This is a genomic window from Halobacteriovoraceae bacterium, assembly GCA_020635115.1.
In the GTDB taxonomy this organism is placed as follows: Bacteria; Bdellovibrionota; Bacteriovoracia; order Bacteriovoracales; family Bacteriovoracaceae; genus JACKAK01.
Genome location: JACKAK010000011.1, coordinates 132177 through 151027 on the forward strand (window position 1 = coordinate 132177; position 18851 = coordinate 151027).

17 protein-coding genes are annotated in these 18851 nt (G+C 33.6%); 7 read left to right on the forward strand and 10 right to left on the reverse strand.

Annotated elements, in window-relative coordinates:
- Window positions 1–343: 343 nt before the first annotated feature.
- The 7 genes from H6622_16550 to H6622_16580 all read right to left on the reverse strand — a co-directional run bounded on the left by H6622_16550 (window position 344) and on the right by H6622_16580 (window position 9405).
- The gene (locus H6622_16550; GenBank protein ID MCB9063136.1) at window positions 344–3529 is read right to left on the reverse strand and encodes a hypothetical protein; all 3186 of its coding nucleotides are present in this window, start codon (window positions 3527–3529) and stop codon (window positions 344–346) included.
- A 232-nt stretch (window positions 3530–3761) separates the two neighbouring features.
- Window positions 3762–4316 carry a NifU family protein gene (locus H6622_16555; protein ID MCB9063137.1) on the reverse strand — a complete coding sequence of 185 codons (555 nt, stop codon included), beginning with the start codon at window positions 4314–4316 and terminating at the stop codon, window positions 3762–3764.
- Between the two features lie 8 nt (window positions 4317–4324).
- Window positions 4325–5536 carry a cysteine desulfurase gene (locus H6622_16560; GenBank protein MCB9063138.1) on the reverse strand — a complete coding sequence of 404 codons (1212 nt, stop codon included), beginning with the start codon at window positions 5534–5536 and terminating at the stop codon, window positions 4325–4327.
- Between the two features lie 4 nt (window positions 5537–5540).
- A complete protein-coding gene (sufD, locus tag H6622_16565) occupies window positions 5541–6758 on the reverse strand; it encodes a Fe-S cluster assembly protein SufD (protein MCB9063139.1) in 1218 nt (405 codons plus the stop codon).
- Between the two features lie 7 nt (window positions 6759–6765).
- Window positions 6766–7515 carry a Fe-S cluster assembly ATPase SufC gene (gene sufC, locus H6622_16570; GenBank protein MCB9063140.1) on the reverse strand — a complete coding sequence of 250 codons (750 nt, stop codon included), beginning with the start codon at window positions 7513–7515 and terminating at the stop codon, window positions 6766–6768.
- Window positions 7516–7523: 8 nt separating this feature from the next.
- Entirely contained in the window at window positions 7524–8963 is a 1440-nt protein-coding gene (gene sufB, locus H6622_16575) for a Fe-S cluster assembly protein SufB (GenBank protein ID MCB9063141.1), read from the reverse strand.
- Window positions 8944–9405, reverse strand: coding sequence for an Rrf2 family transcriptional regulator (locus H6622_16580; GenBank protein MCB9063142.1), 462 nt, complete (start codon window positions 9403–9405; stop codon window positions 8944–8946). Before H6622_16580 ends, sufB begins: the two co-directional genes overlap by 20 nt.
- A 166-nt stretch (window positions 9406–9571) precedes the next feature.
- Between H6622_16580 and udk the strand changes: the two genes are divergently transcribed.
- Window positions 9572–10210 (forward strand): uridine kinase, encoded by a 639-nt coding sequence (udk, locus tag H6622_16585; protein MCB9063143.1) that lies wholly within the window; start codon window positions 9572–9574, stop codon window positions 10208–10210.
- On the opposite strand, the gene H6622_16590 is transcribed toward udk, so the two are convergent.
- On the reverse strand, window positions 10205–10816 hold the full coding sequence (locus H6622_16590; protein ID MCB9063144.1) for a hypothetical protein: 612 nt from the start codon (window positions 10814–10816) through the stop codon (window positions 10205–10207). The genes udk and H6622_16590 overlap by 6 nt on opposite strands.
- A 174-nt stretch (window positions 10817–10990) precedes the next feature.
- On the opposite strand from H6622_16590, the gene H6622_16595 reads away from it, so the two are divergent.
- Window positions 10991–12088 carry a hypothetical protein gene (locus tag H6622_16595; protein ID MCB9063145.1) on the forward strand — a complete coding sequence of 366 codons (1098 nt, stop codon included), beginning with the start codon at window positions 10991–10993 and terminating at the stop codon, window positions 12086–12088.
- 83 nt (window positions 12089–12171) lie between these two features.
- Here the strand turns inward: H6622_16595 and H6622_16600 are convergent, their stop codons facing one another.
- Entirely contained in the window at window positions 12172–12624 is a 453-nt protein-coding gene (locus tag H6622_16600; protein ID MCB9063146.1) for a response regulator, read from the reverse strand.
- 282 nt (window positions 12625–12906) lie between these two features.
- Between H6622_16600 and H6622_16605 the strand changes: the two genes are divergently transcribed.
- From H6622_16605 to H6622_16620, 4 genes are all read left to right on the forward strand, one after another.
- Window positions 12907–13452 carry a redoxin domain-containing protein gene (locus H6622_16605; GenBank protein ID MCB9063147.1) on the forward strand — a complete coding sequence of 182 codons (546 nt, stop codon included), beginning with the start codon at window positions 12907–12909 and terminating at the stop codon, window positions 13450–13452.
- Window positions 13453–13464: 12 nt separating this feature from the next.
- Window positions 13465–13965 (forward strand): hypothetical protein, encoded by a 501-nt coding sequence (locus H6622_16610; protein MCB9063148.1) that lies wholly within the window; start codon window positions 13465–13467, stop codon window positions 13963–13965.
- Entirely contained in the window at window positions 13943–14854 is a 912-nt protein-coding gene (locus H6622_16615) for a hypothetical protein (GenBank protein MCB9063149.1), read from the forward strand. The genes H6622_16610 and H6622_16615 overlap by 23 nt, the downstream gene beginning before the upstream one ends.
- Window positions 14855–14922: 68 nt before the next feature.
- On the forward strand, window positions 14923–16521 hold the full coding sequence (locus tag H6622_16620) for a cache domain-containing protein (protein ID MCB9063150.1): 1599 nt from the start codon (window positions 14923–14925) through the stop codon (window positions 16519–16521).
- 9 nt (window positions 16522–16530) lie between these two features.
- On the opposite strand, the gene argS is transcribed toward H6622_16620, so the two are convergent.
- Entirely contained in the window at window positions 16531–18291 is a 1761-nt protein-coding gene (gene argS / locus H6622_16625; protein MCB9063151.1) for an arginine--tRNA ligase, read from the reverse strand.
- A 75-nt stretch (window positions 18292–18366) separates the two neighbouring features.
- On the opposite strand from argS, the gene H6622_16630 reads away from it, so the two are divergent.
- Entirely contained in the window at window positions 18367–18798 is a 432-nt protein-coding gene (locus H6622_16630; GenBank protein MCB9063152.1) for a hypothetical protein, read from the forward strand.
- The last annotated feature ends 53 nt before the right edge of the window (window positions 18799–18851 follow it).

Below are 18851 nucleotides of genomic sequence, written 5' to 3' on the forward strand. Positions count from 1 at the left end.
AGTTAAATCTAACATGAGTAGCGAAGCTGAACAAATGATAGATAATCAGTTTGTAAAAAAGTAAAAATCTGTCTTATTTGTAGAGAATTTCACTTGCTATATAATATAACTATCTAAATCTGTTAAATAGATGTGAACACGAGCTCTAAAAATATGTAGAATAACAGATTTATCCAAGAATTCATTTATATTTCAAAAGTCATTGTTTGGGCCAGGTTGCTAATAATCTTTGAGTTGTCATGACTTAGAAGAATATAATTTAAAAGCGGACAGAAAGAAAAATAATTGCAGCATCTGTGAAATGATACTTAGATTGGGGCAGACATAAGTCTGCCCCAAATGATTAATTTCTAGAAAATTTATTTTCACAAAGTAATTTAAGTTTTTCTCCTAAATTCTTACGATCAAGCTCAAGCTTATAATGAACTTTAGTTGTAAGTTTTTGAAAAGGTACTTTTGGGATTTGTATTCCATTTATTCTTGGAACTTCAACATCATACACATCACCTTCTTTGGTATCAAATTTTGCTCTAGTGATACTATAGATTTCTTCAAGAGTTGAGTTTCGCACTTCATATTTAAGAAGAAATTTAAAATCTTCAAGTGGATAGATAATCTGATCTGTTTTGAAAGCATCTTTAAGAGTTTTTTTCGTTAAACCCAACCAATCTCCCTCTTTTAGGCCCAGAGCAATCCAAAAATGATCCAGTTGCTCTGTATTCAATCTTTTAAAGATTCTTTCCTCATAGTATTGTTTAACGACGAGTTGACCAGTACTCAAAACTTCTTTCAACTCTTTTTCAGTCAACCGAATTCGATCAGCATTCGGGATGTCTAAAAGATGATCAAATTTATCAAATTCAACTTTACTTTTTTGTTCAATGTCTTTTTGAATTTCTACAATCTGCTCCAGAATCTGTTCAGAAATTTCATTTGTTAAACCTGTTCCGATCCCTCCGAAAAGTTCACTCATTACATTATTGTATGTTGTTTTGGCCATTTCTGATTGATATTTAACAGTTCCTTCATAGAGAAGAGCATTCTGATGATCCATTTCTGCAATCATAATCAGTAATGCAAGATCAGAGTTGATTTGAAAAAAATAATCTCTATTTAAATCTGGGCCATCTGTTCTTTTCAAAAATTGCCAATTGAGAAGTTTGATATTCTTATCAGGAATAACGCCAGTACTAAAAATCACATTTCTCCATATCGCATCCCAAGCATTTGAAGAGTTTCTTATAATATGTGCAAACGCCGTTCTGCCCACGGCCTCAGTGGCCCTTAATGCTGGTACTGCTGTAGACATTGCAGCACTTTGTCCTAGTCCTAATAACGTTTTAAGTCCTCTAAGTCCAAAAGCAAAATTCTTTGCAGTTTTTCTTTGAATTCTACTCTTTCCGCTAAATTTATCATAAACATAACTTTGTGTTTTTCTATCATAGATAAATGGTCTAACGACTAAATAATCAAAAATAGCAGCAGTAGGTGCTAATACCCAACCGGTAAGACCATATAAACCACCTACAACGGCGATATTTAAAGTCGTTGCAGTTAGGCGAATCGCTGGAAAAACAAATCCATCTAGAAGAATACCTTTTGCTCCCAAAAACCAAAAGGCGGCGATTGCATTTTTTGCACCATTTGCAAATGGGATGTCCTTCGATCGCATTTCACTGTAGTATGATTTATTTTCTTGCCACTTGTTTCTTATATAACCAGCGAAAGTTGTTTGAAATTCAACTGGATGAGCATATAATTTCCGGCCATCAACTGTTTTTTTCATTTCAAAACTTTCAGGTCCCTTGGGTTCTAAAAAAACATCGTGTGATGTGGGAAATTGCTCAATCCCTCTGAAAGAATCAGTAAGAGTTTGAGTTCCTAAAGGGCCTTTAATAACCCAAGAAGCACCCCACCAGTAAGAAGCTGACATATATTGCCATGCAATTTGTGCTAAATGTGGAAATTGCCAGAAAGGATATTTCTTAGTCAATGTGGTTTCAATATATTGGTTTATTTGTAGATATTCTTCTTCATTTAACTCTTTTCTGGGTCTTATGATTTTAAAATTCCATTTTTCGTAATAAGGGTGTTTCCATTTTGTTTTTGCAGTATCATACTCAAAAATCTTTTCAAGATCAGCTCTGATTTCACGTTCAATATTTAGAAATTCAAGTTGGGTTTTTTTAAAAATGAAAGCAGAAGTTTTTAAATTTGAATCAACCAAATCTTGATAAGTATTTTCGACAAAAGTTTTTTTCCACTCAGGTGACTGACGTGAAACTTCTCGGTCAACTTGTCTTTTTAACCATTGCTCAATTTTCGAACGTCTTGGATGTTGTTTTTTTAATTGCTCTTCGACTTTTGAGATAAATTCATAGATTGCAATATTCATTATGTCAGTATTTCTTTTGATAATTTTATTGCTTGTAATCCTCTCTAATATAAGCTCCGCTGCATTTTCTCTGATATCTTTTAACTCTTGATTGTCCTGTATTTTACTTAATACACTGTTGTAAATTTCTTCTTGCAATAGTTCAATGATTTCAGCTGAAATTCTGGTATCGTCCTTTTCTGGATAAAGTTCCTTATATTCCTTGAAGAGTTTTTCAAATCGTTCGACGTAATATTTTTCATTTTCACTTAAAGTCTCTTGTGAAATATTCAAAAGAACATCTTCAACTTTTGATTCTAGCTCAGAGTTGTAGAGGGAAAGATCATAAGTTTTGAATTCTTTTCCCTCGTTTTCCTGATTTCCTATTTCTTTTACGACATAGAGATTGTCGGTGTCAGTTTGATCTACTGGTTCAATTGAATCAATTAAATTTCTATTTCTTTTTTCTTCAACGACATTGTTAATATCAAAATCTTGGTAAACGGGGTTTTGTCTTGGAAGCCCAATGAATAAATCAATTGTGTCGTAAAGCCCATCAAGAAAATAAACGAGACCACTCCTTGCACTAAGAGGGTGAGTCGGATCAAAAATATGATTATATATTTTAACTTCAATAATATTTTTAGCTTTATCTATTCTAAGCTCATAGTTCTTTCGACGTTCAATTTCACCGGTTTGAAAAACCCAACTAAATTTCCATTTATGGAAATGACCTGGATAATCGATAGAGGGGATCATAATTAAAGCTGTTTGTTTGTAGGTTTCTTTTAATTTTTGGATATCTTGTTCGGCAAATTTTTGACTAATTTCTTTTAATTTAAGTTTATTTCCATTTAGACGTGCAAGGGCCTCAAGATTTTCGCCTTTCTTTTCATGAAATAGATCAGACATTTTGATGATTCTTTCATCTTTTTGGATTACTCCCTCTGGAAAATTAACTCGAAAGTCATCCCATATCCAGATTTTTTTTTCTAATAATTCAATCATAATAGTTTTTAAGTGTTTTATTTCTTCATCACTTACGTTTTTTAATAATTTATCATGATCGAATTCAATCGGTTTTTTTGTGTGAGTATCATCATTCGCATGGACAATAAAAGAAAAGAGAAGGGACAAAATTGAAATCATTTTCATGTAGGCTCCTTACTAATGTGAATGTTTAATCATGACTTTCTATCTGACTTAGTTGCTAATGACAATTTTATTTGTAATGAGAAATTGTTTAACGCAAGTACAAACTCAGAAAGTAAGATGTAGATAATTGGAATAATTACAAAAATAGTGAATTCAATTTGCAATATTTTCTGGCGTCATAAAATTAAATATTGCATTATTTTTTGATAATAACTGTTGACTTGTATAAGTATCAATAATCAGGAGCGATATAAACATCAATCTCTGGATTGTATTCGTGTCTAAGGATACTTCTAATTCCCTCAAGTGTTCCAGTAGTTGAACTAGGACATGTTCCACAGGCCCCTTGGTATTTTACTAAAAGAACATTGTCTTCATAACTTAGACACTGAATGTCTCCTCCATCGGCCTGAAGGCCAGGACGAATTGTTCTGTCCATAATAGATTCAATTTCTTTGAGCTCTGGAGTGAGATTCTCTCTTCTTTCTTTTTCTGGATCAGGGTCTTCGTAATCAGGATTATGCTCAGATAGCTGATCTTTGATTGTTTCGATAATTGTTAATTCAATATTATCCCAATCTTGGTAGCCGAACTTAGTTATTGTGACCGAATTATTAAAAATATGTATTTGATCAACTCCTCTAATTGAAAAAAGTGCCATTGCAAGTGGATTATGAGCACATTCTAAAGGGGTTCTATAGGTTGAACTTCCTTGCGTTTTAATTAATGCAGATGCAATGAACTTCAAAGCATCAGGGTTTGGAGTTGGTTGTAAAATAATATCAATATTTTGGTTCATAGTAATTCCAATGAAGTGTGAATTGATTTTACCAAATAATCCACTTCTTCTTTTGTATTATAAAGACAAAAACTTGCTCGAGTTGTGCCATTAAGATTGAATCTTTGCATTAATGGTTGTGTGCAATGGTGTCCTGTTCTCACCGCAATTCCTTGTTGGTCGAGTAAAGTTCCTAAATCGTTTGGATGAACACCTCCAATGACAAAAGAGCAGACCGGCCCTTTTTGAGGAGATGTTCCAATAATTTTTAAACCTTTAATCTGTTTTAATTCATTCTGTGCATAATGAAGAAGATTATTTTCATAAGTTTTAATTTCATCTAAATTTAAATTTTCCAAGAATTGAAGGGCCTCATTAAAGGCAATAAAACCTGCGATATTTGGTGTTCCAGCTTCAAACTTATAAGGAAGGTCGTTAAAAGTAGTCTGCTTAAAGGTTACAATATCAATCATATCTCCACCTCCTTGATAAGGTGGCATTAAATTAAGCAAATCTTCTTTTCCGTAAAGTATACCTACCCCGCTTGGGCCATACATTTTATGAGCACTAAAAGCTAGGAAATCACAATTTAGATCTTGTACATCAATTTTTTCATGAGCAATTGCTTGGGCAGCATCCACAACAAACTTTGCACCTACCTCATGGGCCAGTGGGATCATTTCCTTAATAGGATTTACTGTTCCAAGAGAATTTGAAGTGTGGACGATTGAAACAATTTTTACTTTTGGATTCAATAATTTTTTATATTCTTCAAATTCAATTTCTCCACTTTCAGTAATTGGGATTTCAATAATTTTTGAACCAGTTTTTTGAGCAATTAATTGCCATGGAACAATATTAGAATGATGCTCCATTGTTGAAAGCAAAATTTGATCACCTTCATTCAAAATTAAACTTCCCAATGAATGAGCTATTAGATTTAAGGAATCAGTAGTTCCTTTAGTAAAAATTACCTCTTCACGTTTCTGTGCATTAATAAAATTTCTAACAGATTCACGTGTTTGCTCATATTTTTCGGTTCCACTTTCTGAAAGGAAATGTACACCTCTGTGGATATTGGACACCTCACTTGTGTAATGTTTTGTAATGGCCTCTATTACTTTTAATGGTTTTAAAGTTGATGCTGCATTATCAAGATAAACAAGTTGTTTTCCATGTACCATTGTATTGATTTGAGGAAATAAATCTCTTATTTCACTAAAGTTAATCATTTTATATATCCTTCTCAAATTGATTAAAACGATTTTCCATTTTCTGCGAGACAAAAGATTTGACCTTAGAATTTTCAATATGGTTAATTGCATCTTGCGAAAAACCTTGGCATAACATTTTAAGTGCAGTTTTTTTATCTATGGCCCGACTTTGCAAATAAAAAAGTTCTTCGGTGTTTAATTGTCCAATGGTTGCACCATGAGAGCATTTGACATCATCTGCAGACACTAAAAGGGTAGGTAATGTATTAACTTGGGCCTTATTTGAAAGAAGAAGATTCTTATTAAGTTGCTCTGAATTTATTTGTTGAGCATCTTTTTTAACTTCAACCCGGCCATTAAAGATTCCTCTCGATCTACCAGAAAGAATGCCTTTGTAAAGTTGTTCTGAATATGTATGTGATGCTAAATGGCCAATGTAAGTAAAGTGATCTGCTTTTAACTCATTAATAAGAGGATAGAGACCATTTACTTTTGCTTGTGCCCCATTTTCTAATAAAGAAATATGACTTGTATGCCTAGAGATTTTTCCACCTAAATTAAAATTAAAAGATGAAAATTGAGCAGATTTTTTTACCATGCTTTTTAAAAGTGCTGTTTGAATCGAAGAATCATTTCCTTCTTGCTCACAAACATATTCGATATGAGCACTTTCAAGAATTCTAAAGCTCGTGACTGAGTTTACCCAAGAATCTGTTGTGTTTTCAAAACTATTGGTTTCAATAAAACATGCCTTACTAAAGGGGCTACAAGTAATTTTGAGACGGGCCTGAATGAAGGAATTTTTCCCATAAAATATATTTCTAATATGAATAGGTTCGGATGAACTAAAATCAGAATCAAGTTTGATGTTAATAACTTGTGGAGATAAGGCCTTATTGAGAGCATCCAAGGAATCTAGGCTCAAATTTTCAGTTTCATTTAAGTTTACTGATATTCCATCTTCTAATTGAGAATGATCTAAACAAAGTCTACCATTAAAAATCACAATTTGATTTTGAAAACTACTCTCATTTATTTCAAAATTTTTAACTTCATTTTGAATACTAAGTTCTTCAGGTAAAGATCGAACGAGATTTGTATACTTCCAAGATTCTAAATTATTTTTGGGTAATCCTTCACTTAGAAAATTTTGAAAAGCATTACTACGATGGGCCTTCCCAAGTTTATCTACTTCGTTTTGACAAAGTTGAATAAATTTTTCTTCTAAAATACTCATAATAATCCTACATCAACCAGTCATAGCCCTTAGACTCAAGTTCAAGGGCCAAGCTTTTGTCGCCTGTTTTAATAATTTTACCTCCAGATAATACATGGATTTGATCTGGTATAATGAAATCTAAAAGTCTTTGGTAATGTGTAACAAGCACGATAGAATTATATTTGCTTTTTAATTTATTAACTCCATTTGAAACTATCTTCAATGCATCAATATCTAGACCAGAATCTGTTTCATCAAGAAGGGCCAGCCTTGGATTAAGGACGGCCATTTGCAAAATTTCATTTTTCTTTTTCTCTCCACCTGAAAAACCTGTATTAACAGGTCGATCTAAAAAAGCGTCTTTCATTTCAAGCATTGCAAGCTTAGGGTTTAAAAACTCTCGAAAGGCATCTTCATCCATTTCAGGTACACCCTGATGCCTGCAAATAGTATTAAAAGATTCACGTAAAAAACCAATATTTGATACTCCTGGAATTTCAACAGGGTATTGAAAACCTAAAAAGATCCCTTCTTTGGCCCTTTCATCAGCTTCAAGTTCAGCTATATTTTGATACTTACCATTAATCAAATACTCTATTGTGCCCTCAGTAATTTGATAAGAGGGATGACCCGCAATCACTTTAGAAAGAGTACTTTTTCCAGAACCATTTGGGCCCATAATAGCATGAACTTCTCCGGCATTTATTTCTAAATCAATGCCTTTTAAAATTTCATTTTTTTCAACAACGACATGTAAATTATTTATTCTTATCATTTTTATTCCTAACCAATAGAATTTTCTAATTTTAATTCAATTAACTTTACAGCTTCTACAGAGAATTCAAGAGGAAGTTCCTTGAAGACATCCTTACAAAAGCCATTAACAACCATCGAGATGGCCTTCTCTGTACTCATACCTCGAGATTTTAAATAAAAAAGCTGGTCCTCACTTATCTTACTTGTTGAGGCCTCATGCTCAACAGTGGCCGTATTATTTTTCACATCAATATACGGAAAAGTATTTGCCTTACATGAATCACCAACCAACATTGAATCACATTGCGAATAATTTCTCGCATTTGTTGCCGAAGGCATGACTTTCACTAATCCGCGGTAATTATTTTCAGATTTTTCAGCAGAAATTCCTTTAGATATAATAGTCGACTTAGTGTTTTTTCCAATATGAATCATTTTTGTGCCCGTATCTGCTTGCATGAAATGATTCGTTAATGCAACTGAATAAAAAGCACCTTGTGAATTGTCTCCAATTAAATTACAGCTTGGATATTTCCAGGTAATAGCTGAACCTGCTTCAACCTGCGTCCATGAAATCTTAGAATTTATTCCTTGGCAGTTGCCTCGTTTCGTCACAAAATTGTATATTCCACCCTTTCCTTCCTTGTCTCCAGCATACCAGTTTTGAACAGTTGAATATTTTATTTCTGCATTATCAAGGGCCACTAATTCCACAATCGCAGCATGTAGTTGGTTTTCATCTCGTTGAGGAGCTGTACAGCCTTCCAAATAATTAACGTAACTAAAATCATCTGCAATTATAAGTGTTCTTTCAAACTGTCCTGTTTCTTTTGCATTTATCCTAAAATATGTAGAAAGGTCTAAAGGGCATGTAACCCCTTTGGGAATATAGACAAATGATCCATCACTAAAAACTGCCGCATTGAGAGCAGCGTAAAAGTTATCAGTATAAGGTACCACTGTACCTAAGTACTGCTTTACCAATTCAGGATGATTTTTTACGGCCTCTGAAATAGAACAAAAAATAACTCCCACTTTTTCAAGCTCTTCTTGGTGAGTTGTTCCCACGGAAACACTATCAAATACAGCGTCAACAGCAACCCCGCTAATTCTTTTTTGTTCATCAAGTGGAATTCCAAGCTTTTCAAAAGTTGCCAGAAGTTCAGGATCGACCTGATCAAGACTTTCCAGATTTTCTTTTTGCTTTGGTGCCGAATAATAATAAAGATCGTTGAAGTCAATTTTGGGAATTTTAAGCTTGGCCCAAGAAGGAGGAGTCAATGTAAGCCAATGCTTATAGGCCTTAAGTCTATAATCTAAAAGCCATTGAGGTTCATTTTTTTTTGCTGATAACTTACAGACAATTTCCTCATTGAGACCCTTTGGAAAATCTTCTGTTTCAATATCTGTATAAAAACCATATTTGTACTCTTTATCGAGTACGTCTTCAGTTGACATGTTTTTCATCCTCTTTAGAAATCTTTAATTGGCCATCAACATCTTTGACTCCAAAGAGAAGCTCATCTAAGCAAAGACGTCCTAAAAAATCATTGAGCTTATCATTAAGAGACTCTACGGGAGTTCGAATATTGCAATTTTTATAGAGATCACACATCCCTTTTTCTGATCTGCACAGGGACTCAAATTTTTTCCCCTCAATCATTTCAACTAATTCCTTATATGAAATTCGATTTAAGGGTTTTGAAAGGGTGTAGCCTCCTTTCACTCCTTTAATTGAACTCAGAATGTCATTTTGGTTCATAATCTGCATGACTTTGGCCGTTGTATCAAAGGGTGACCCAAATTCATCACAGACTTCCCGGGCGCTGGTGAGTTCACTTTTTTCTTTTGACGCGATTAGTTTAAGCGCCATCAGGGCATATTCGACCTTTTTATTTATTTTAAGCATAACTAATTAAAACCTTTGTGTTGCCTGATTTTTATGCCCGAAAATAGGGTAAAAATCAACTTATTTCTAAGATTATAACATAAATAAGGCTAAAAAACCCGTATATAGTGCATATTGCCTTTTTTCGCCCCATAATTTATACCCAATTGTATGTTTTTATAGAGGTATGGATACAGTGATTGAGAGAAGTATTATAATTGCAGTCGCGGGGGGAAGTGGTTCAGGGAAAACTACATTCGCCAACAAACTTCTCAATTCCATTGGATCAGATAATTGCACAGTGATATCCCAAGATAATTATTATTTTGATCAGTCCCATTTATTCGATGTCGATGGGGGAAGTGTGAACTTTGATCATCCTAACTCTTTAGATTTTAACTTGATGGCCTCACAACTTCATTCTTTAGGCAGGGGAATAGAAATTGATTATCCACAATACTGTTTCAAAACCCATAGCAGATTAGAAAATCCTTTAAAGATCGGGCCAAAAAAATTTATGATCCTAGATGGTATCCTCATTCTACACTCTGAAATTGTAAGAAAGAGCATAGATTTTGCTTTTTTTCTTGAAGTCCCTGAAGAGCACCGATTTGAACGTAGAGTTAATCGAGATGTACTAGAAAGAGGAAGAACAAGAGAAGGTTCTTTGCAGCAAATACAGACTCATGTTAAGCCAATGCATGACAAGTTTGTAGGGCCCTCAAAACAGTGGGCCCATGAAGTTTTGCTTCATCCAACACTTGAATGCTTGGATCGTTTTGCAGAGAATTGGAAAGAGACAATTTCAAAAGTGGTGAGTCTATAAATTGTGTTTTTCTCCTCCACAGATATTGAGGATTTTTACAACTTCTTCAAGGTCATCACAATGATATCTTCCGGCCTTGTCACAGAGATATCTTAAACAACTTCCACCATCGTAATTATTTCTGCAGGCATGGTTAATTTGTTGAATTTCAGAAATATCATCATATTCATAGCGATCAAGAAATTTTACAGATACTTCAAGACATAAAGCACTGATATTTCCTCGACAAGAACTTGCGATTGCTTCTATTTCACTATGATCATCGCATTTATGTCGATCTAAATACTGGCAAGTTCTTTCAACACATTCCCCATTTTGGTTTCCAAGACAATAATTTTTAATTTTTAAATAGTCGTCCTGGCCATCGCATGCATTTCTTCCCAAGTATTTACAGCTGGCCTCAAAACACGAAATTCTCTGTTCCTCATCAGGAAGACAAGGTCTACGGTGATTGACGCTAAGAACAGCATTAGAACTTAAGTTTATTTCATCTTGCATGAGAAATTCTTGCAAGATTTTATGTAGAATTTGATCACTGGATTGAATTGAGGCAAATAATTGAAAATTTAAACAATTAAATATTAAAATTAAAAAAATCTTTCTCACAGAAGTCTCCTCTATAAAGTTTATTGAATCATCTTTCCATACCAAAAGAACATATACAAATTTAGAAAACTAAAAAAATCTATCTGGCCTAAGAACTTATAGATAAATATTTCAAAGGACCTTTAGCATGTCTGATTTTTACGTTAGAAGTTCTTTTTACCTTAAGGATTTCTAATGAAAATATTATTGCTCATTTCTATGTATTTAATGTCCCAAACACTTTTTGCAAATTATTCGATTGGAAATTATTGTGAAATTCTTCTTCAGGGTAACGAAAAGAATGCGGGAGAATCAGAAAAGATTTTACATTTAAAAACAAGATTATTTGAAAGACTTATAACCAACAGAAAAATTGAATCGCTTGTGGGGAAAATTGAAAAGTATGAGTTTGTGGAAGACAGAATTGATAATATTTCAGAACAACATCTTGGAAATATTATTCTTGCTCAAACAATTATTGGTAGAAACATAATTTTTCCGAATGTAATCACAAAAAAGGAAAGTATTTTAATTGAAGGTGAAAAAGAAATTCGCCAGTTTTTGGAGGTCGCAGAGCGATTATCAAAACAAATTCACACTTCATCGAGCAATAAGAATAAATTTATTAAAATACAAAAGAAAATACTTAATTATTTTTTAAAAGGAAATATGACACTGGCCGCTATTTTATTTGGAAGCGGAATGATTGATTATTTATTTGATCTATCCCAATTTGGTTCACAAAGATTTGCTATTTCCACAGCATTTTTTATTCAGAGCTTGCTATCTTTTAAAATACTCACTCCAAAAGCTGAAAGAAAATTTCAAGGTTTATCAACAATGTCTTCAAATATTTTGGATTTATTAGATAAGAAAAATCCTGATTCCTATTATTCGTCATTTCAAATCGGACAGGTCGATAATCTCTATGAAAGTATGTATTACAAAAAAAACTTGAACGATATAGAGAAATTAGAATTAGATGAATATCGCCAGCTGGATTTCTATTTTTATCATAATGATCATTTTTATAAAAACAGAAAGACGGTATCTTTTTTTGGAAATAGAGAAGAAGCAATTAAAGAAATTTTTAATAAAACAGGGACGATTATAGATAATATCATAGTGGGACTCGTCAACAACTTTTTCTATACTGATGAAGGGACCCCCGTTCTCATTATTGACTACTTTTCGATGAGAGTAAAAATTGATGGAAAATCTCCAAAGAAAGAAGAAAAAAAGAAGTCAAAAGTTAATCCACTCTTTGGAACAGGCCTAGCTGGGCAACACTAAAAAAAGGCCCCTTGCGAGGCCTTCTTATTTTAAATTTGACATAACAAGCTTGGGATATTCCTAATCCCTGTGTGGTGAAGGTTTTAGCCTGCTTTTGCCAAAGGTGAAGTGTTTAGAACATCAGACAGAGTACTTAAAAATGTTTTTTTACCAAATGGTTTTGGTAGAAAATACGCATTATCCATGTCGTACTTATAAAAATCATCAACACTGTTGGGATCAACTGAGATGAAGAGAATAGGTACATCTACATGCATACCTAAACGCAATAGTCTAACGTATTCAAAGGCCTTATAGTGGCTTAAGTTTACATCTATGACGACAAGATCGACCTTATTATAGGACATGTATGTTAAGGCCTCATATTCATTTGTAAATGATACATTTTCAATTTTTGAGTTTTTACCTAAGAAACTGTTAATCATTCCGAGCAAATCATTATCATCATCTATTGTGACTATTTTTGCTCCAGTACTGGCCTTCTTACTTACAAACTCAGAAAGGATGGTTAAATTTTCGTTTTTAAATGGACTCATTCTTTGTCTCCTACCAACGTGCTACATTAATCGACAAAATTTATCTGTAAGTTTAATCTTAATTCACTTCAACTTTTTTTCAAGGATAAGATTTTCTTTGCCCTGAAGTTAAATAATTTCAATTGATTAGAGAGGATGACATTTTTTTTTACCTCCCACCCAGGTTCAAAATGCTGCAAATAAATGCCAAAAAAATGTGCTGATCCAATGATTTCAGATAATTGGATATGACTGACAAATATTTGCGTTTACATACTTATTCTAAGGAGTTATGAAGCAGCTATGCAAATTTTTCTTTTCATCAGTCTTACAATTCTAAGTTGGATAACTCCTCTATCGTTAAGTGCAAGTTCACCAACTGCCTATAATTTAAGAACTCAACAAGTCTCAAAACTAGACAACTTACATAAATACAATGTGTTAGTATTCATGCAAAAGAGTTGTCCTTGTTCGAATAACCATTTTGCTCACCTCAAAAACTTAACGGATGATTTCTCTGAGTTTTTTGGTTTTAGTGGAATTATTCTTGATTCAAAAGAAACAGGAGACCAAGAACTCGAAAAGCACTTTTCTAAACTTGGCCCTAAATTTGATCTTTTCCATGATAGATCTAAAAAATTTCTCACTCATTTCAAGGCCATTAAAACACCACATGCTTTTGTTGTTGATAAAGAAGGACAAATTCTCTACCACGGTGGTATTAGCAATACAGTCAACCCAAGCAGTAATTCTAAATTTTATCTCAAGGAAGTTTTAACCAAACTTATTAAGAGCGGGAAATCTCCCTATGAATATAAACGAGCAATTGGTTGCTATATTAAACGCTAACAAGGATATATAATGAAATTAAAAAAAATCTTAGTATTTTTAGTTTTAAGCTCACTTCTTATTGGATGCGGGCCATCTCCATTACTTAATCACCTTGATGAAGATGAAGCTGCTGAACAATATAAAAAAGGAAACCTCGAAGTTTCAAGAACAATCTCAATTCCCTATAGTGGAGTTTCTGTAGAATATTACTGGTCTGTAAAAAGAGTCACTCCTCCTGATGAAAAAAGCAACTTTAGTAAGATTGTTCTATTTTTTACTTATGATGAAAACAACGAATTAATTAAAGAAAATGTAGAACTACAAGATTTTTACCCATATATGCCAAACATGGATCACTCTGATGGAATCAGATTCAGAAATTTTGAAAAGATAGAAGATGGTATCTACGTTGTCGAACCAATCAATTTCTTTATGCCTGGAAACGAAGTCGGATGGAATATCGATTTTACAATTCTTATTGATGGAAAATCTTACGAGATCACTCTTAATGAAATTTTCCCTGAGCAATAAATTTCTCATTTTTTTATTTTCAATAACATTGGCCAGTAAATCTTTGCTGGCCTCTGGCTGTTGTGGCGCCGGTGCAAGTTTACCAAATCTTATCGTTGCAGATCAAAAATCTATTATTTCAGGGACACTCACTCGTGAAAGACTGGTTGGTGTAGATAGTACAGGCTCAAAAGTTTATAAATTTAAAAAATTTACAGATCAAGAAATTCAACATCTTTTTGGTTTTAAGGCCAGTTATCTATTAAGTGATTATTGGCAAACAGGTATAACATTAAATACTGTCTATAATACGAAAGGAGTAGGAGAAGATTCCTTTTATGATTCCCTTCATTTTGGAGATACATCTGTAAGCATCGCCTATGAATTTTTGCCCGAAACTACTTATTCACCCATTAAACCTAGAGGATTTGTTTATTTTAAGATAACTCTGCCTACGGGAGAAAGTATTTATGACGTTACAAATCCAATTGATGTAAGTGGACAAGGTTTTTATCAATCAACCTATGGACTGGCGCTTGTAAAACATTTCAATTGGGGAGACTTATCATTCTTTTCTGAGGCAACCAATAAATGGTCTCGTAAAGTTAATGACAAATTTCTAGACCCAAATTATTCTGTCAAGCTTTATACAAATTTAGACTACCAGATAAGTCCAACCATGAGAGGAGGGATCTCAACTGCATATAATTACAGATTCCCTTATAAATTTCTCGCTAGAACAATTCCATCTTCGTACCATTGGGATTTGTCAGTTTCCTTCACACACTCGCTAGGTGAAGGTTACTCCGTTGGATTAACTTATACAGACCAAACAATATTAGGTCCCGCTAAACTTGATCCTCTTAATCGGTCAGTTAGTTTACTTCTTTCAAAATCATTTTCACTATAAAAAATTTTCTTAGTAATGTTTTTTTCTAAAATTCTCATAAATTTAACTTTGCGAACGATAAGCAGTTCATGGATACAAAAAGAATAAAAAAAACATTTGAAAATTTAAAAGTTAATCTTTATTTTGGCCTACTTTCTGGTTTGCCCTTTGTCCTTTTTCTACTTTTTTACATCGCACCGAAAGTAGAACAAGATAAAATGAAAGCAAAACAAGAAGCAGTCAAATCTTCAATAGATAGTGTCTATTCTGGAATAAGTTCAATTTATAAAAGGGCCATAAAAGGCGAATTAACTGTTGAGGATGCCCAAAACAGGGCCAAATTGATAGTCTCTCAAGTTCGTTTCATGGGAGAAAACTATATTTGGATACAAGACTCAAAAAATAAAATGCTTATGCATCCCGTTAAGGAAGAATTAAATGGCAAAGATATGACCGATTTTAAAGACCCTAATGGCGAATATTTATTCAGAAATATAAGTAATCTAGCAAAGTCTAAAGGCGAGGGTTTTATCTCTTATGTTTGGCCAAAAGTAGGTGAAAGTCATCCAGTTGCTAAAGTTTCATTCATTCGACATTTCAAAGAATGGGACTGGATTATTGGCTCTGGTGTCTATGTTGATGATGTTCACACAGCTGTTGCCTACGAAAAAAAGGTTCTTTATCTGGCCATCACTTTTGCAACCTTGCTTTGTATTGTTTTCTCTTTTTATTCTGGTTTATATCAAATTAAAAATGTCGTCATACCAATCAAAAAATCAATTTCATCTCTAACTCATTCTATTCTTGGATTGAAAAAAAGTTCTGGCGAAATGCAAAAAGTAGGCAATACCATTTCAGATGGAGCTCAAAATCAAGCAACCCAAATTGAACAAACATCTGCCTCAATGGAACAAATTAAAACGACAGTTGAATTTAGTGGAAAAAATGCTGCTAAATCGAGCGACATTTCAAAAGAAAGTATGATTCAGGCCAATAATGGACATGAAATTATCGAGAAAATGGCACTCGAAATGAAAAAAATCGATGAGAATTACCGACAAATAATGAATGAAATTGAAAAAAGTGGCGAAGAATTTCAAAAAATAATTCAAGTTATTAATGAAATCGAAGACAAGACTACTGTAATAAATGATATCGTGTTTCAAACAAAGCTTTTATCATTCAATGCTTCAGTTGAGGCCGCTCGCGCAGGTGAACACGGCAAGGGGTTTGCTGTTGTTGCTGAAGAAGTTGGAAATTTAGCAGGAATGAGTGGAAGTGCAAGTAATGAAATTTCTGGAATATTAAGTCGAAGCATTGAGAACGTAAAATCAATTGTAAGTACGACAAATTCAAGAGTTAAAACATTAGTAGAGCAAGGTAAGACTAATCTAGAAATTGGAATGAAATCTGTTGAACATTCTCAAATTTCACTCCAAACAATTTTAGAGAACGTAAAAAATACAGATAATATGGTTAATGAAGTCATGAGAGCGGCCAAAGAGCAAGAAATCGGGATCACTGAAGTAAACTCCGCCGTTATTGAATTAGATAAAGTGACACGAAATAACTTAAATCTGGCCAAAAATTCTTCAGAAATTTCACAAGCTGTTCATCAAGAAGTTTCAAATATTGAAAAGCTTGTCATTGATCTTGGAAAACTCATAAAAGACAATAAAGCGGCCTAAAAAATCGAACTACATCTTAAGCGGTGTAGGAATTCCCAACAAAGAAAGACCTTTAGACATTGTTTGAAAGCACGCATGAGAAAGGGCCAGTCTAGATTTTGCTAGATCTTCAGTTTCAGCTTTTGCGATAGGACATTCAGCATAAAAACTATTATAATGCTTTCCAAGTTCATACAAATAGCTACAAAGCCCTGATGTTTTGTACTGTTCTGCTGCCTGTGCAACGACATTATTAAACATCAAAATTTTAACCATTAATTCAATTTCTTGCGGTTGAACCAAAAGATTCCAATTCACTCTTTGCTCTTTATTGAAATTTTGTTTTAAGCATAGTGAGTTTATTCGCGCACACACATATTGGAGGTAGGGCCCCGTTTCACCATCAAGCTTTAGCCATTCATTCATATCAAAAACAATTTTTCGATTATTATCCATTCTCACCATTCCATACTTAATGGCCCCATTGGCAACAATCCTGGCCGTTTCATTGATTTCCATATCACTCCACTGGCCTCTATATTTTTCAAGATATTGATCAATGATTGTTTTTTCCATATTAGATATGAGATCCATTAAAGGAACAATATTTCCTTTTCTAGAACTCATCGCCCCATCTGGTAACTCAACAAAATCATACTGGAGATGATAACAATCTTTTGCTTTTTCAAATCCAATTTTTTCTAATACTTTAAAAACTTGCTGAAAATGAAAGGCCTGTCTTTTATCGACAATATAGACATTTTTATCAATTTTAAATTCTTCAAACTTCTTACGTGCTAATTCCACATCTTTTGTAGAATACAAACCAGTTCCATCTGATTTTATAAGAATACAAAAACCAAGCTTTTCATCTTCGAATCGCATCCCAATAGCACCCTGATCCTCAACCAGAAACCCCTTTTCTTCCAATTCTTTGGCATATTTAACAGAGGGAGCATCTACTTCAGATTCAAAAAACCAACGATCAAACTTAATATTGGCCCACTGGTAGGCCTTGTTCATTAGATCAATTGACCATTGCCTTGTTTCTCTCCAAAGTTCATAGTATTCTCCCTTAGCACTTTCAATTTCTTTAAGAATCGCCGTTAATTCACTTCGGTTTTGATCTTCTTTTTCTGTTCCTTTCTCATCCTCTAGAAGTTTATTCGCACTTGCATATATATTTCCCAGCCAAGCTCCCTTATTTTCAGTAGGCAGATCTCCTGAATATCTATTTTTCACATACCACAAACATTTTGCAACGTGTGTTCCAACATCTCCAGGATATGTCGCACTGATGACTTCTTGGCCAGAGTAACGAAGGATTTCAATGAGTGCATTTCCCAGGCATAAGTTTCTCATATGTCCAACATGTAGCACCTTATGTGTATTGGGTTGTGAATATTCAACCATTGTTTTTGGAGTGTTATCAAATAATGGGGCCGTAAAAAAAACATCGTTTTCAATATCAGTAGCAATATGTTCGCCAAATGAATTTCCGTCGATAAAAAAGTTTAGATAGGGGCCAGCTGAGATAGATTTGAGTGAGAAGTTTCTTGAATCAATCTTATTTTTTAAGCTTTTTGAAATCTCTGCAGGAGCTTTTTTTAAGTCTTTGGCAAAAGGAAAACAGGCAAAAGCGATATGGCCCATTTTAAAATTTGGCGCCAACGAAAGCTGCTTAAAAATCTCTATTATACTCAATTCAATAAGGTTATATTCCTCTTTCAGGGCCAGCTGGATCTGCTCAGCAATTAATGTTAGAATTTTGTTATGGGCACGCAACTTCATAGGGATCCTTATAGATATAATTTGAGAAGGAGTATGCCTTATCTGATGTGATTTGTCATTTATTTGGATGTTTCTATGATTATGAGATTAGTGTTGCTTTTATGTCTTACAAACAATGTTAAAGCTGATTTTTTAATTAGGCACGATGGTTTGCGATCGGCCCCAGTCGTAGATGAGATTGATTCAAAGTACCAAATCGGGGGGGATTTAAGTTTTATAGAGAGGCTTTATGAGTCGCGTCAGATTTCACGGGAATATTACGAAGGTAGCTATTTAATTTTCAATTGTGACGATGGACATTTTGCTTGTGTAAACGAACGAGGCTTTAACTATTGCAAAGATAAAAGAGAATATGCAGTGGCCAGGGGAGAATACTTTTTACCGTGTGGCCCATTAAAAAAATTCAAAGATCTAACTGAATGCTTACATGAGCAAGATCAACATGTGTATAGTCTATTTAACAAGAGTTTTTGTCATTTTAATCGCAGTATTCAGATTTTTAGATAGTACTTTTGAGAAATTTGACGTCTACATCAAATCAATTTACGATTTTTTAAAAT

What these genes read in the sequence shown, in the direction of transcription:
- H6622_16615 (MCB9063149.1), top strand. Translation starts at nt 13,943, where the DNA reads ATGAAATTTTCCCTGAGCAATAAATTTCTCATTTTTTTATTTTCAATA.
- sufD (MCB9063139.1), bottom strand. Translation starts at nt 6,758, where the DNA reads ATGAGTATTTTAGAAGAAAAATTTATTCAACTTTGTCAAAACGAAGTA.
- sufC (MCB9063140.1), bottom strand. Translation starts at nt 7,515, where the DNA reads ATGATAAGAATAAATAATTTACATGTCGTTGTTGAAAAAAATGAAATT.
- H6622_16580 (MCB9063142.1), bottom strand. Translation starts at nt 9,405, where the DNA reads ATGCTTAAAATAAATAAAAAGGTCGAATATGCCCTGATGGCGCTTAAA.
- H6622_16605 (MCB9063147.1), top strand. Translation starts at nt 12,907, where the DNA reads ATGCAAATTTTTCTTTTCATCAGTCTTACAATTCTAAGTTGGATAACT.
- H6622_16595 (MCB9063145.1), top strand. Translation starts at nt 10,991, where the DNA reads ATGAAAATATTATTGCTCATTTCTATGTATTTAATGTCCCAAACACTT.
- H6622_16630 (MCB9063152.1), top strand. Translation starts at nt 18,367, where the DNA reads ATGATTATGAGATTAGTGTTGCTTTTATGTCTTACAAACAATGTTAAA.
- H6622_16550 (MCB9063136.1), bottom strand. Translation starts at nt 3,529, where the DNA reads ATGAAAATGATTTCAATTTTGTCCCTTCTCTTTTCTTTTATTGTCCAT.
- H6622_16620 (MCB9063150.1), top strand. Translation starts at nt 14,923, where the DNA reads ATGGATACAAAAAGAATAAAAAAAACATTTGAAAATTTAAAAGTTAAT.
- argS (MCB9063151.1), bottom strand. Translation starts at nt 18,291, where the DNA reads ATGAAGTTGCGTGCCCATAACAAAATTCTAACATTAATTGCTGAGCAG.
- sufB (MCB9063141.1), bottom strand. Translation starts at nt 8,963, where the DNA reads ATGAAAAACATGTCAACTGAAGACGTACTCGATAAAGAGTACAAATAT.
- H6622_16610 (MCB9063148.1), top strand. Translation starts at nt 13,465, where the DNA reads ATGAAATTAAAAAAAATCTTAGTATTTTTAGTTTTAAGCTCACTTCTT.
- H6622_16600 (MCB9063146.1), bottom strand. Translation starts at nt 12,624, where the DNA reads ATGAGTCCATTTAAAAACGAAAATTTAACCATCCTTTCTGAGTTTGTA.
- udk (MCB9063143.1), top strand. Translation starts at nt 9,572, where the DNA reads ATGGATACAGTGATTGAGAGAAGTATTATAATTGCAGTCGCGGGGGGA.